Here is a 14,122-nt window from a genome sequence, read left to right as displayed (position 1 = left end):
ATTTGGCCATTACCCGACGCGATCTCCTGCTCACCGGCACTGCTGCCGCAGCGCTGCCCGCCCTCGGTTCCGTAGCGGGCATTCCCGTCGTCGGCGCGGCCGAGGCGCAGTCTGCCAGTGAGCTCACTTGGCGCCACGCGCTCTCGCTGTTCGGAAAGGTCAAGTATCCCGCTGACTTCAAGCGTTTCGACTACGTCAATCCGGACGCGCCCAAAGGCGGCGTCGCGCGCCAGATCGCCGTCGGCACATTCGACAATTTCAACATCGTCGTCTCTGGCGTAAAGGGGCAGGTCGCCGGTGCCGTGGCGTTCATCTATGAATCCCTCACAACGGCCTCGCTCGACGAAGTCTCGACCGAATACGGCGCGCTGGCCGAAGCCGTCAGCCACCCGGACGATTTTTCCTTCGTCACCTATCGTTTGCGGTCCGAGGCCAAATGGCATGACGGCAAGCCTGTCACCGCCGACGACGTGATCTTCTCGCTGGATTCCTTCAAGAAGCACCACCCGCAGTACTCGGCCTATTACAGCCATGTGACGAAGGCCGAGAAGGTCGGCGAACGCGAGGTGAAGTTCGTGTTCGACGCGCCGGGCAACCGCGAACTGCCGCAGATCGTCGGGCAGCTCACGGTCCTGCCGAAGCATTGGTGGGAGGGGACCGACGCGCAGGGCCGCAAGCGCGACGTCTCCGCCACCACGCTCGAAGTGCCTCTGGGTTCGGGCCCTTACAGGATCAAGGAGTTCGTCGCCGGACGATCGATCGCGCTGGAGCGCGTCAAGGACTATTGGGGGCGCGACCTCGCCGCCAATGTGGGCCGCAATAATTTCGACGAGATGCGCTACGAGTATTTCCGCGACGCCACCGTGGCGATCGAGGCTTTCAAGGCCGATCAGGTCGACTGGCGCACCGAGAACAGCGCGAAGAACTGGGCGACGGCCTACGACTTCCCGGCCGTGACCGAAAAGCGCGTGATCCTCGAGGAATTCGCCAATCGCAGCTCGGGCGTCATGCAGGCGTTCGTGCCGAACCTGCGCCGCGCCAAGTTTGGGGATCCGCGCGTGCGTCGTGCGCTCAACTACGCGTTTGACTTCGAGGAGATGAACAAGCAGATCTTCTACGGTCAGTACAAGCGCGTCAGCAGTTATTTCGACGGCATCGACGAGCTCATGGCGACCGGCTTGCCGCAGGGAAAAGAGCTCGAGATCCTCGAGACCGTCCGCGCCGAGGTTCCGCCCGAGGTCTTCACGACGGCCTACAGCAATCCGGTCGGCGGTAGTCCGGAAGCCGTGCGCGACAATCTGCGCGAGGCGCTGCGCCTGTTCAAGGAAGCCGGCTACGAGGTGCGCGACCGCAAGCTGATCGACGTCAAGACCGGCGCTCAGTTCTCCATCGAATTGCTGAACTCGGATCCTAGCTTCGAACGGATCACGCTGTTCTACAAGCCCTCGCTGGAACGGCTCGGCATCGCCGTCAGCGTACGGACCGTCGATCCGACCCAATACGAGAACAGGACTCGCGAGTGGGATTTCGACATCGTCACCAACTCCTGGGGCGAGTCGCAATCGCCAGGCAACGAGCAGCGCGAGTTCTGGTCGTCGAAGACGGCCGACATCGCGGGGTCGCGCAATATTACCGGCATCAAGAACCCGGCCGTCGACAAGCTGATCGAGCAGGTGATCTACGCCAAGGGGCGCGACGATCTCGTTGCGGCAACCAAGGCACTCGACCGCGTGCTGCTGTGGAATCACTACGTGGTGCCGCAGTGGACTTATACGAAGGTCCGCACCGCGCGCTGGGACCGCTTCGGCCGGCCGGCGGAGTTGCCCAAATACGGTCAGTCCGGCTTCCCGTTCATCTGGTGGTACGACGCAGACAAGGCGGCGCGGATCGCAAAGAAGTCGTGAGGGGCATTTCTCGCATGGCGCAGCTTTCACGCCGGCATGTGTTGGCGCTGGGTGCCGGCGGCGCGTTCAGCGCTGCCTGGCTCCGGGGCGCGACAGCGTCCGAAATGCCCGCCGAGGCGCACGGCATCTCGGCGTTCGGCGACCTCAAATATCCCGCCGACTTCCACCATTTCGACTACGTGAATGTCGATGCGCCGAAGGGCGGTACGTTCTCGCTGATTCCGTCGGTGCGCGCGTACAACCAGTCCTACCAGACCTTCAACTCGCTCAACGCCTTCATCCTCAAGGGTGACGGCGCGCAAGGCATGGACATGACGTTTGCGCCGCTGATGGTGCGTGCAAATGACGAGCCGGACGCGATGTACGGGCTTGCCGCCAAATCCGTGCGGATATCACCGGACAGGCTGGTCTATCGCTTCACGATGCGGCCCGAGGCGAAATTCCACGACGGCACGAAGCTCACCGCGCACGACGCGGCGTTTTCGCTGACGGCGCTGAAGACCAAGGGCCATCCGCTGATCATCGTGCAGATGCGCGACATGGTCAGCGCGGAAGCGATCGACGATGCGACCCTCGTCGTCAGCTTTGCCAAGGGACGGGCGCGCGACGTGCCGCTTTATGTCGCGAGCCTGCCGATTTTCTCGAAAGCCTATTATGCATCTCGCGCCTTCGACGAAACGTCTCTGGAGATTCCGCTGGGCTCGGGCCCGTACAAGGTCGGGAAATTCGAGGTCAATCGCTACATCGAGTTCGAGCGGGTGAAGGACTGGTGGGCTGCCGATCTGCCGCCATGCCGCGGCAGCTACAATTTCGAAATCGTGCGCTATGAGTTTTATCGCGACCGCGACGTCGCCTTCGAGGGATTTACCGGCAAGAACTATCTCTACCGCGAGGAGTTTACTTCCCGCCTCTGGGCGACGCGCTATGACTTCCCTGCAGTGAAGGATGGTCGCGTCAAACTGGAGATCGTGCCCGACGACACGCCGTCCGGCGCGCAAGGCTGGTTCATCAACACGCGGCGCGACAAGTTCAGGGATCCGCGCGTGCGCGAGGCCCTGATCGATGCTTTCGACTTCGAATGGACCAACAAGACCATCATGTACGGCGCCTATGCCCGGACGGTGTCGCCGTTCCAGAATTCGGACCTGATGGCGAGCGACGGGCCTCCTCCGCCGGACGAGCTCAAGCTGCTGAAGCCGTTTCGCGGCCAGGTTCCCGACGAAGTGTTCGCCGCGCCGTTTACACCGCCGGTTTCTGACGGCTCCGGGCTGGATCGCAGCCTGTTGCGAAAGGCGCAGCAACTGCTGAGCGAGGCCGGCCTTCCGATCAAGGACGGCAAGCGGGTGTTGCCGAACGGAGAGGTGTTCAAGATCGAGTTTCTGCTGGACGAGCCTTCCTTCCAGCCGCACCATGCGCCCTACGTCAAGAACCTCGCGACGCTCGGCATCGAGGCGAGCGTGCGTCTCGTCGATGCCGTGCAACACAAGGCGCGCCAGGAAGATTTCGATTTCGACATGACGATCCAGCGCTTCAGCATGTCGGCGACGCCGGGCGATGCCATGCGCGCGTTCTTTTCGTCGCAGGTCGCGGCAACCAAGGGCTCTTACAATCTCGCGGGCGTCGCCAGCCCGGCGATCGACGCCATGATCGAGAAAATCATGACGGCCGACAACCGCGAGGAATTGACCGTCGCCTGCCGTGCCTTCGACCGTCTGTTCCGCGCCGGCCGCTATTGGGTGCCGCAATGGTATAACAAGACGCACCGGCTCGCTTATTGGGATCAGTTCAGTCATCCGCAGAAGCAGCCGCGTTATGCCAATGGCGTCGGCGCTCCCGACATCTGGTGGTTCGACCGCGCCAAGGCCGCCAAGCTCGAGCAGGCGAAATAGCCATGAGCGCCTACATCGCCCGCCGCATCCTGCTGATGATCCCGACCCTGCTCGGGATCCTCTTCGTCTCCTTCGTCGTCGTGCAGTTCGCGCCGGGCGGTCCGGTGGAGCGCGTGATCGCGCAGCTGTCCGGCGCCGACACCGGCGGGACCTCGCGCATTTCAGGCGGCAGCGACTTTGCACAGCGCGCGCCCGGGCAGCTGGGCGCCGGCGGCGATGCCATCAACTCGAAATATCGCGGCGCGCAGGGGCTCGATCCTGATTTCATCAAGAAGCTGGAGAAGCAGTTCGGCTTCGACAAGCCGGCGCCGGAACGCTTCGCCCTGATGGTGTGGAACTTCGCCCGCTTCGACTTCGGCAAGAGCTATTTTCGCGACGTCAGCGTCCTGCAGCTCGTCAAGGAGAAGTTGCCGGTCTCGATCTCGCTGGGGATATGGCTGACGCTGCTCACCTACCTGATCTCGATTCCGCTCGGCATCCGCAAGGCGGTCAGGGACGGAACGCGCTTCGACACCTGGACGTCGAGCGTGCTCGTGCTCGGCTACGCTATTCCGGGCTTCCTGTTCGCGATCCTCCTGATCATCCTGTTTGCCGGAGGCTCGTTCTTCAACTGGTTCCCGCTGCGCGGACTGACCTCAGACGGCTGGTCGCAATTTCCCTGGTACTGGAAGATCATCGATTACTTCTGGCATTTGACGTTGCCGCTGATCGCGATGGGGCTCGGCGCGTTCACCACCATGACGTTCCTGACCAAGAACTCTTTTCTGGACGAGATCCGCAAGCAATATGTGATGACCGCGCGCGCGAAAGGCTGCAGCGAGAATCGGGTGCTCTATGGCCACGTCTTCCGCAACGCGATGCTGATCGTCATCGCCGGCTTTCCCAGCACCTTCATTCACGCCTTCTTCTCGGGCTCGCTTCTGATCGAGACCATCTTCTCGCTGGACGGGCTGGGGCTGCTCAGTTTCGAGAGCGTTCTCAACCGCGACTATCCCGTGGTGTTCGGCACGCTCTTCATCTTTTCGCTCGTCGGCCTCGTGATCAACCTGATCTCCGACCTGACCTATATGTGGATCGATCCGCGGATCGATTTCGAGGCGCGGGAGGTCTGATGACGCTGGCCGCCCCCACCACGCCGATCGAAGCCACCGCGAAGTCGCCGCTCGGCGACGTCGTGCCGATCACGCGCAAACCGTTCGTGCCGTCGCCGATCAACAAGCGGCGCTGGCAGAATTTCAAGGCGAACCGGCGCGGCTACTGGTCGTTCTGGATCTTCATGATCCTGTTTGTGGTGTCGCTGTTCGCGGAGCTGATCGCCAATGACCGGCCGTTCATGATCAAATATGATGGCCGTCTCTACTGGCCGTCCGTCGTCACCTATTCGGAAACCACTTTCGGCGGCGACTTCGAAACGGCGGCCGATTATCGCGATCCCTATTTGCAGAAGCTGATCAGGGATAAGGGTGGCATCATCGTCTGGCCGCTGATCCGCTACTCCTACGACACCCACAATCTCGATCTGCCGACGCCGGCGCCGTCGCCGCCGACCTGGATGCTGACGGAAGCGCAGTGCAAACCTGTCGTCGAGAAGAAAGGCCTCAAAGGCTGCCGCGATCTCGAATACAACTGGCTCGGCACCGACGATCAAGGCCGTGACGTGGTGGCGCGACTGATCTACGGCTTCCGCATCTCGGTGCTGTTCGGCCTCTGCTTGACAATCGTCTCCTCCGTCGTCGGCATTGCGGCCGGTGCGGTGCAGGGCTATTTCGGCGGCTGGATCGACCTGTTGTTCCAGCGTTTCATCGAGATATGGACTGCGATCCCTTCGCTCTATCTGCTGCTGATCCTGTCGTCGGTGCTCGTGCCCGGTTTCTTCGTGCTTCTCGGCATCCTGCTGTTGTTTTCCTGGGTATCGCTGGTGGGACTCGTGCGCGCGGAATTTCTGCGCGGGCGCAATTTCGAGTACATCCAGGCGGCGCGGGCGCTCGGCGTGTCGAACAAGGTCATCATGTTCCGGCATCTGTTGCCGAACGCGATGGTCGCGACGATGACGTTCCTGCCATTCATCGTCTCCTCGTCGGTCATGACACTCACGGCCCTCGACTTCCTCGGCTTCGGGTTGCCGCCCGGCTCACCGTCGCTCGGCGAGATGCTGTCGCAGGGCAAGTCCAACGTGCAGGCGCCCTGGCTCGGTTTCTCCGGCTTCTTCTCGGTCGCGATCATGCTGTCACTCTTGATCTTCATTGGCGAGGCCGTGCGCGACGCCTTCGACCCGCGCAAGACGTTCAGGTAAACCAATGGACGCGATCAACCAGCCCCTGCTTGCCGTGCGCGACCTCTCGGTGGCCTTCCACCAGGGCGGCGCCACCACGCTCGCGGTCGACAAGGTCTCGTTCCAGATCAAGCGCGGTGAGTGCGTGGCGCTGGTCGGCGAGTCCGGCTCCGGCAAGTCGGTCAGCGCGCTCTCGATCCTCAAGCTCTTGCCCTATCCGAACGCCTCGCATCCCTCGGGCAGCATCCGCTTCAAGGGGCGCGAGCTGATCGACCAGTCGGAGCGGGAGATGCGCGAGATTCGCGGCAGCGACATCTCGATCATTTTCCAGGAGCCGATGACCTCGCTCAATCCGCTGCACACGATCGAGGCGCAGATCGGCGAGATCATCCAGCTCCATAACCCGACCAGCAATGCCGAGGCGCGCAGGCGGACGCTGGAATTGCTGACGCAGGTCGGCATTCCCGAGCCTGAAACGCGGCTGAAGAGCTATCCGCACCAGCTCTCCGGCGGCCAGCGCCAGCGCGTGATGATCGCGATGGCGCTCGCCAACGAGCCGGACCTGTTGATCGCGGACGAACCGACCACGGCGCTCGACGTCACCGTGCAGGCGCAGATCCTGGCGTTGCTCGCCGAAATCCGCGCGCGGCTCGGCATGAGCCTGCTCTTCATCACCCACGATCTCGGCATCGTGCGCCGCATCGCCGACCAGGTCTGCGTCATGAAGGGCGGCGAGATCGTCGAGCAGGGGCCGGTCGAGCAGGTCTTCAAAAGCCCGAAGCATCCCTATACGCGCGATCTGCTTGCCGCGGAACCGAAGCCGGATCCAGCGCCACCGCAGCCGGATGCGCCGGTGGTGATGTCGGCCGACGACCTGAAAGTGTGGTTCCCGATCAAGCGCGGGTTGATGCGCAAGACGGTCGGTCACATCAAGGCGGTCGACGGCGTCAGCATCGCCGTACGCAAGGGTGAGACGCTCGGCGTTGTCGGCGAGTCCGGCTCGGGCAAGACCACGCTGGGGCTGGCATTGATGCGGCTGATCTCCTCGAACGGACGCATCGTGTTCCTGGGAAAAGATATCCAGGGTCTGCGCTTCAAGGAGATGCGGCCCTTCCGGCGCGACATGCAGATCGTGTTTCAGGATCCGTTCGGCTCGCTCAGCCCGCGCATGTCGGTTGCTGACATCGTCGCCGAAGGTCTCTCCGTGCATCAGCCAAGGCTGTCGCGCGGGGAGCGCGAGGAGCGCGTCGTCAAGGCGCTCGAGGATGTCGGGTTGAAAGCGGACACCCGCCACCGCTATCCGCATGAATTCTCCGGCGGCCAGCGTCAGCGCATCAGCATCGCGCGCGCGGTGGTGCTGGAGCCGGATTTCGTGGTGCTGGACGAGCCGACCAGCGCGCTCGACATGCTGATCCAGGCGCAGATGGTCGACCTACTGCGCGAGCTCCAGCGCCGGCGTGATCTCACCTACATGTTCATCTCGCATGATCTGCGCGTCGTCGCCTCGCTCGCCAGCCACCTGATCGTGATGCGCGGCGGCAAGGTGGTCGAGGAAGGTCAGGCCGCCGAACTGTTCAAGAATCCGAAGACGGATTACACGCGCGCGCTGTTTGCGGCGGCGTTCCGGCTTGAGAGCGAAGGTGGAGGCGCGGTCGCGACGTAGCCTCGGCTAGAGCCGCTTGATCGCCACGACCTCGCTGCCGGCCTGCTTGATCCGCGCGATTGCCGGCTCGGTCGGCTCGACCACGGTGGCCATGTGATGCGCATTGGCGTGAATCACGGTGCTGCCGTCGCGAACGATGGCGACATGGCCCTTCCAGAAGACCAGATCGCCACGTTGCAGGTTGCTTCGCTCACGCGGCTCCAGCAAGCGGCCGAGGCCCGCCTGCTGCATGTCGCTGTCGCGCGGGCACCCGGTGCCCGCTGATGTCAGCGAAACCTGCACCAGGCCCGAGCAATCGATGCCAAAACTGCTTTTGCCGCCCCAGAGATAGGGCGTACCGACGAAGCGCTCGGCGACTGCGACGAAATCCGGCTCGCGATGACCAAGCGGGGCGAGGTGGACCTTGGGCAGATATTGTCCCTCGCGCGTCACTGCGAAGCTGCCGTCCTCGCGCGCGACCGCGATCTTCGATCCCATCACCAGCGTGTCGGCGGGCGGCAGCTTGATCGAGGGACCGGGGAACGCAAACGTGCGGAGCGCGCTGACCATATGGGTGGGCGCGGCCGAGGGCTTCATGAGCGCCGCATCCGGCAGCCAGCCGACATAGCCATCGCCGCCAAGCTGACCCCAGGCCCAGCCCTCGCCGTTGCGATCGTAAACCGTGACGCGCTCGCCGCGCAGCGCTTGTGTCATCAGCATCGCGTTCGACGACGGCTGCTCGCGCACGGGCGCGATCGCTTCGAATATCTCGAACTCCTCACCGGTGACGAAGCGCTCCGCCTGCACCTTGCCTTCGAGATATTTCGCGGCGAGGTCGCCCCGCGCTGGCGTCAGCCGCGGATCGTGGCTCGAATCGTGTCCTGGATCAGGCATAGCGCTCGCTCAGCAATGCGTAAATGGCGCGCGCGGCCTGGCACTCACCGCCTTCGGGGCGCGCGGGCTTCGCCGAGGGCGTCCAGCCATAGATGTCGACATGGAGCCAGCTTTTGGCCTGCTCGACGAAGCGTTGCAGGAACAGCGCGCAAATGATCGAGCCGGCGAAGCCGCCGGACGGTGCGTTGGTGATGGTGGCGGTCTTGGAGTCCAGCCACGCATCGTAAGGCGGCCACAGCGGCATGCGCCACAACGGATCGTTCTCCTTCAGAGCGCAACGCGCGACGTCGGCAGCCAGCGTCTCATCATTGGTGTAAAAGGGCGGTAAATCAGGCCCCAGCGCGACGCGTGCGGCTCCCGTCAACGTGCCGAGATCGATCAGCAGGTCGGGCTCTTCCTCGTCGGCCAGCGCCAGCGCGTCGGCGAGCACCAGGCGCCCTTCTGCATCGGTGTTGCCGATCTCGACTGTGATGCCCTTGCGCGAAGTAAAAATGTCGAGCGGGCGGAAGGCATTGCCGGCGACCGCGTTCTCCACGGCCGGAATCAGCACGCGCAGCCGCAGCTTCAGCTTCGCATCCATCACCATGCGCGCCAACGCCAGCACGTTGGCGGCGCCACCCATGTCCTTCTTCATGATCAGCATGCCGCTCGACGGCTTGAGGTCGAGCCCGCCGGTATCGAAGCAGACGCCCTTGCCGACCAGCGTCACCTTGGGGTGAGCCGGGTCGCCCCAATTGAAGTCGATCAGCCGCGGCGCGCGGTCCGAGGCCATGCCGACGGCGTGGATCAGCGGAAAATTCGTCTTCAAGTCCTCACCGATGGTGCAGGCAAAGCTTGCACCGAATTCGGCGGCGAGATCCCGCGCGGCGGCGGCCAATTCCTCCGGCCCCATGTCATTGGCGGGCGTGTTGATAAGGTTGCGCGCCAGCATCGCAGCGTCCGCCATGCGGTCGATCTCGGCCGCGTCGACGCCCTCGGGCGGCACGAGGCGGACCTCGGGGCGATCCGCCTTGCGGTACCGGGCGAAGCGGTAGCTGCCGAGCGCGAAGGCGAGGGCGGCGAGCCGTGCATCGTGCGGTGCATTGGCGAAGCGATAGACGCCCGGCGGCAGCAGGCTAGCCAGGGCGCCCGGCCGGAACAGGTCGCGCGATCTCGCACCTTCGTCCTCGAGGCCGAACAACACTTGCGCGATCGCGCCATCGGGCGCAGGCAGCGCGAGATAGCCGCCCGGCTTGGCAGCAAAAGCGTTCGCGGTGGCGAACTGGCGTTGCGCTGGCTGCAGCGTCTCGGCGACCTGATCCCAGCTCGACTTGGTGACGAAGGTGATCGGGATGGCGGTGGGCGACGTCTCGAAGACAGAAGGCATTGGCGGGTCCGGATCGTCAGATCGAGCGGGTCATACGAACGGACGAGACTTCGCAGAGTTTCGCCGCCGCTGCAATCGGCTTTGCCGTCACCGCTCAGTGAGCCGCTACTCGCAGCAAGGGGGCCATGCTAGGTTCCGGCAACGGCCCTCAGGTGCGGACATCACCGGCGGCCGACGACAAAGCCGGCCGGGAGGAAATGCAATGGAATTTGTGTGGAGCGTGGTCACATTCATGGGCCAGGCCGTCGAGGCGATTTTCGGCTATGTCGAGCATCATCATTGGATCTTCGCGTTCCTTGCCGGCGGTTACGTCTTCTATCTCCACGACCGCTCCGTTCACGCGCGGTTCGATGCGCTTGACAGGCGCATCGACGAAATTCGCAAGCGGCTTGCCATCGAATATTGATCGGGCGGCGAAACCATGATCGCCCAGGTCTCGTATCTTAGGCTGAGAACTACCGTTCACGCGAACGCGGCCGCAGGGCTTTACTAGCGTTCTGGTTGTGGCATTATTGACGAATATTTTAAATTGTGCCGGCGGGTTCTGCCCGTACCGAGCGCAAGAACGCGGCGCGCAGTCGGTACTTACCCGGGTTCATCATGGCCCGTGTCGATACCGGACTGAACCGGATCATCGAAGGCATTTCTCTCATCGTTTGGGCGGCGCAGCATTCGCAATGAGCGGCGCAAAATGGATAGATCGTTCGTCATCGTACAAATTTCAGACCTGCATCTGGACGGGGCGGGCCGGCTGCTCGCGACGATCGAGACGCTCAATGCCGCAATTCGCGAGAGGATGGCGGACTTCGCGGATGTCCCCGATCGCATCCTGCTGATCACGGGCGATCTCGTGGACGACCCGACGCCGCGCGCGCTCGACGAAGCGCTCGCCGTCATCGCGTCCTTCCGGCAGACCGGGCTGTTCACCGACATCCAGGCAATTGCTGGCAATCACGACGTCAAGCGCCCGAGCCAGCGTGCGGGCCGCTACGACGCCTACGATTACCTGCATCTGCCGCGGACCTCGAAGAGCGTCTACTACCGCCAGGCTGGCCTCGATCTGGTGCTGCTGGATTCCAACCGCGCGAGCCTCACGACCCTCGCGAGCGGCAATATCGACCAGAAGGCCTATAGCGCCATGGTTGCGGATTCCGCGCGGCTGAGCGTCGAGCTCGCGGGCAGCCTTGGGTCGGCCGGCCGCGCCGATCATGCCGAGCCGGCGGAAAACCTGGTGCGCGTGCTGGCGCTGCACCATCATCCGCTGCCGCAGGCGACCGGAGAGGGAAAGCGGTTTCTCGGCGTGCCCGACGAGCCGCTGATGTATCTCGCCGCGCCAGCGACCTTCCTCGAAGCGGCGACTTCCCTCAACGTTGATCTGGTTCTGCACGGACACCGGCATGTCGAGGGGCTGACACGCTATTCGATCCCCGATCCGAGCGCCACGTCGAGCGAGAGCAGTGCAGCATTCTGGCGCACGATCTACGTCTTGTCCTGTCCCTCATCGACCGGGCAAGCCGGTGACGATGCCGGCTTCAACATCATCCATTTCGGCCCGATGTCCCATGCCGGCCGCACGGAGTATCGCTTCGAGATTGCGCGCTACTCGCGGCCACGCAACGATGGTGTCTTCAGGCCGCTCGATTCTAACCTGCCTCACGGCGTCATCAGGCTGCCGGCCGGGCGGGATTTTTCCCGTGACCCCGCCGTCCAGTCGGCCATCGAGATCGACGCCTGCACGATGCTGAAGCGGGATCAGGTCGCAGCTTTCGCCAGCCGGCTCCTGCTGCGCCGCGCCTTCTATGCCGACGACGAGGTGGATTGGGCCGACGTGCTCCACGTCTATCTTGTCACCTCTCACGTCTGGGCCGAGCTCGAGGGCAAACTCTCGAGGTCTGCGCGCAAGCATGACGTCGAGGCAGCGGCCGCGGTGACATCGCTGCTGCGCCGATTGATCGAGCAATCGGCCAACGTGCTCGGCATCGATGATGTTCAGCTCGACGAGCTCCGCGCGAGGCGTCTGGTCAATCGTGACGATCTTCGGCGCGAATTGCCGAGGATGGCGCGCCCGGGCATCGATGTGGAAGCCGAGGGGCGGCAACGACTGCATTGGCTGCGGGACCTGAACGCGCAGGCAAAGGCGCTTGGCCTCGATCCGGGTCTCGGCGGCAAGGTGCCGCCGCAGACGCCCCGGTGACGGGCGCGCCGCGCGGCGTTAACCGGCCGTTAGGGTTAACAGTCTATTGCTGGCGCGTTCGGCTCGATCAATCGGCTCGAGAGTCAAAGCGTCATGCGTCAACGGTTCAGTCTTGAGCGGTTCAGTCTTGCCCGGCTTCTTGCGTCCACCTCGCTGGTCGCGGCGGTGGCCATGGGCCTAGGCGGCTGCACGGCGATGTCGAAACTCTCCGACGTCACGGGCTCGACCGGGTCGCACGCGGAGGCCGCTCCCCCCGATCCCGCGCGCGCCGTCGACGTCTATGGCGAGCGCTACCGTGCCAATCCCAAGGACGCCGATGCGGCGCTCGGCTATGGCCAGGCCTTGCGCGCCAACGGCCAGCGCGCCCAGGCCGCCGCCGTGCTCGAGCAGGCGACCATTGCCAATCCCGGCAACAAGGCGCTGATGGCTCAATACGGCCGTGCACTCTCCGACAACGGCAATTTCCAGCAGGCTTTCGACGTGCTGTCGAAGGCGCATTCGCCCGACAACCCGGATTGGCGCCTGCTCTCGGTGCAGGGTACCGCGCTCGATCAGATGGGCCGTCACGAGGAAGCGCGCTCCTATTATGCGAGCGCGCTGAAGATCGCGCCGGGTGATCCGGGCGTGCTTTCCAATCTCGGCCTGTCCTACATGTTGTCGAGAGAGTTGCCGAAGGCCGAAGACGCGCTGCGGCAAGCCTACGCCTCGCCGCGCGCAAGCGCGCGGGTGCGGCAGAATCTCGGTCTGGTCGTCGGTCTCCAGGGCCGTTTCGCCGAAGCCGAGACCATCGTGAAGGCGGACCTGCCGCCGGACCAGGCGGCGGCCAATGTCGCCTATCTCAAGGAAATGCTGAGCCGCAGCGACGGGTCGCGCGGGGCACCGAAGCGCACTCCGGTAGCTTCGCTCGCCCAGCCCGACTGATCAGACGTGTCTTCCAATCTTGAAGGCGTCCGCGGACCGCGCGCGGCCCGCGTCTGACGTCACTGCATCTCGGTGATCTTGATGCCGGTCGGTCCGAGAATGACGACGAACAGCACCGGCAGGAAGAACAGGATCATCGGCACTGTCAGCTTCGGCGGCAGTGCGGCGGCCTTCTTCTCGGCTTCGTTCATGCGCATGTCGCGGTTTTCCTGCGCCATGACGCGCAAGGATTGGCCGAGCGGGGTGCCGTAACGCTCCGCCTGCTGGAGCGCGAGACATACCGACTTGACGCCCTCGAGCCCGGTGCGCCGCGCCAGGTTCTCATAGGCGACCTTGCGATCCTGCAAATAGGACAGCTCGGCCGTGGTCAGGGTGAACTCCTCCGACAGCGCGATCGACTGGCCAACGATTTCGACCGCGACCTTCCGGAACGCCATCTCGACCGACATGCCGGATTCGATGCAGATCAGGAGCAGGTCGAGCGCATCGGGAAAGGCGCGCTTGATCGAGAGCTGGCGCTTGGAGATCGCGTTCCTGAGGAACAGCATCGGCGCCTGAAGGCCGAGATAGGCCGCGCCGACGCAGATGCCGATCTTGATCGGCATCGACTTCTCCAGATGGGCGATCAGGAACACGTAGATGACCGAGCCGGCGAACAACACGATCGGGGCCACCAGGCGGGCAAACAGGAAGGTGATGTAGGGCGCCTGGCCGCGATAGCCCGCCATGATGAGCTTGTCCCGCGCGGCTTCCTGCGCGAGCCATTTGGTCAGGTTGAAGTCGTCGACGACCTTCGAGACGAGCTGCTTCGGCGTCTGGCGCAGCGAGACCTTTTCGCTCTTGTGGAGGCGCTCGCGCTCGCGCTGCCGGATGCGCTCACGTTCGTTCGCCACCGCCTTCATGCGCTTGGAGAGGCCCTCGCCGGCGAACAGCGGCATCACCAGCGTATAGACGGTGGCGCTGGCGGCGATGGCCGCCAGCATCATGGTCATGAAGCGGACGTCGTGAAGTCTCGAAACGAGGAACTCTACCATGAGGCA

General features: G+C 63.9%; 11 protein-coding genes. 8 read left to right on the top strand and 3 right to left on the bottom strand.

The window, feature by feature from the left end; genetic code table 11:
* Nucleotides 1-2 precede the first annotated feature (2 nt).
* From IVB31_RS06835 to IVB31_RS06815, 5 genes are read left to right on the top strand one after another with little or no spacing between them, the layout of a single operon-like run.
* Nucleotides 3-1,904 (top strand): extracellular solute-binding protein, encoded by a 1,902-nt coding sequence (locus IVB31_RS06835; RefSeq protein WP_247320149.1) that lies wholly within the window; start codon nucleotides 3-5, stop codon nucleotides 1,902-1,904.
* A gap of 14 nt (nucleotides 1,905-1,918) precedes the next feature.
* Nucleotides 1,919-3,793, top strand: coding sequence for an extracellular solute-binding protein (locus IVB31_RS06830; protein WP_247320147.1), 1,875 nt, complete (start codon nucleotides 1,919-1,921; stop codon nucleotides 3,791-3,793).
* A gap of 2 nt (nucleotides 3,794-3,795) precedes the next feature.
* Nucleotides 3,796-4,905 carry a microcin C ABC transporter permease YejB gene (locus IVB31_RS06825; RefSeq protein ID WP_247320145.1) on the top strand — a complete coding sequence of 370 codons (1,110 nt, stop codon included), beginning with the start codon at nucleotides 3,796-3,798 and terminating at the stop codon, nucleotides 4,903-4,905.
* The gene (locus tag IVB31_RS06820) at nucleotides 4,905-6,086 is read left to right on the top strand and encodes an ABC transporter permease (protein WP_247320143.1); all 1,182 of its coding nucleotides are present in this window, start codon (nucleotides 4,905-4,907) and stop codon (nucleotides 6,084-6,086) included. Before IVB31_RS06825 ends, IVB31_RS06820 begins: the two co-directional genes overlap by 1 nt.
* 4 nt (nucleotides 6,087-6,090) lie before the next feature.
* Nucleotides 6,091-7,728 carry an ABC transporter ATP-binding protein gene (locus tag IVB31_RS06815; RefSeq protein ID WP_247320141.1) on the top strand — a complete coding sequence of 546 codons (1,638 nt, stop codon included), beginning with the start codon at nucleotides 6,091-6,093 and terminating at the stop codon, nucleotides 7,726-7,728.
* 6 nt (nucleotides 7,729-7,734) lie between these two features.
* Here IVB31_RS06815 and IVB31_RS06810 read toward each other — a convergent pair whose 3' ends face one another.
* On the bottom strand, nucleotides 7,735-8,601 hold the full coding sequence (locus IVB31_RS06810) for an NlpC/P60 family protein (RefSeq protein ID WP_247320138.1): 867 nt from the start codon (nucleotides 8,599-8,601) through the stop codon (nucleotides 7,735-7,737).
* Nucleotides 8,594-9,967 carry a leucyl aminopeptidase family protein gene (locus tag IVB31_RS06805; RefSeq protein ID WP_247320136.1) on the bottom strand — a complete coding sequence of 458 codons (1,374 nt, stop codon included), beginning with the start codon at nucleotides 9,965-9,967 and terminating at the stop codon, nucleotides 8,594-8,596. The genes IVB31_RS06810 and IVB31_RS06805 overlap by 8 nt, the downstream gene beginning before the upstream one ends.
* A 202-nt stretch (nucleotides 9,968-10,169) precedes the next feature.
* Here IVB31_RS06805 and IVB31_RS06800 point away from each other — a divergent pair, with 202 nt between their 5' ends.
* The 3 genes from IVB31_RS06800 (at nucleotide 10,170) to IVB31_RS06790 (ending at nucleotide 13,082) form a co-directional block, all read left to right on the top strand.
* Complete coding sequence (locus IVB31_RS06800; protein ID WP_247320135.1) at nucleotides 10,170-10,373, top strand: hypothetical protein; 204 nt, start codon at nucleotides 10,170-10,172, stop codon at nucleotides 10,371-10,373.
* A 285-nt stretch (nucleotides 10,374-10,658) separates the two neighbouring features.
* The gene (locus IVB31_RS06795; protein WP_247320133.1) at nucleotides 10,659-12,161 is read left to right on the top strand and encodes a metallophosphoesterase; all 1,503 of its coding nucleotides are present in this window, start codon (nucleotides 10,659-10,661) and stop codon (nucleotides 12,159-12,161) included.
* A 93-nt stretch (nucleotides 12,162-12,254) separates the two neighbouring features.
* Nucleotides 12,255-13,082, top strand: coding sequence for a tetratricopeptide repeat protein (locus IVB31_RS06790; RefSeq protein ID WP_247320131.1), 828 nt, complete (start codon nucleotides 12,255-12,257; stop codon nucleotides 13,080-13,082).
* Between the two features lie 59 nt (nucleotides 13,083-13,141).
* Here the strand turns inward: IVB31_RS06790 and IVB31_RS06785 are convergent, their stop codons facing one another.
* Nucleotides 13,142-14,116, bottom strand: coding sequence for a type II secretion system F family protein (locus IVB31_RS06785; protein WP_247320129.1), 975 nt, complete (start codon nucleotides 14,114-14,116; stop codon nucleotides 13,142-13,144).
* Nucleotides 14,117-14,122: the final 6 nt, after the last annotated feature.

The sequence above is a fragment of the Bradyrhizobium sp. 21 genome (assembly GCF_023073335.1).
Lineage (GTDB): Bacteria > Pseudomonadota > Alphaproteobacteria > Rhizobiales > Xanthobacteraceae > Bradyrhizobium.
Note: the sequence above shows the minus strand (reverse complement) of the source record. Positions and strands in the feature narration are given on the sequence as shown.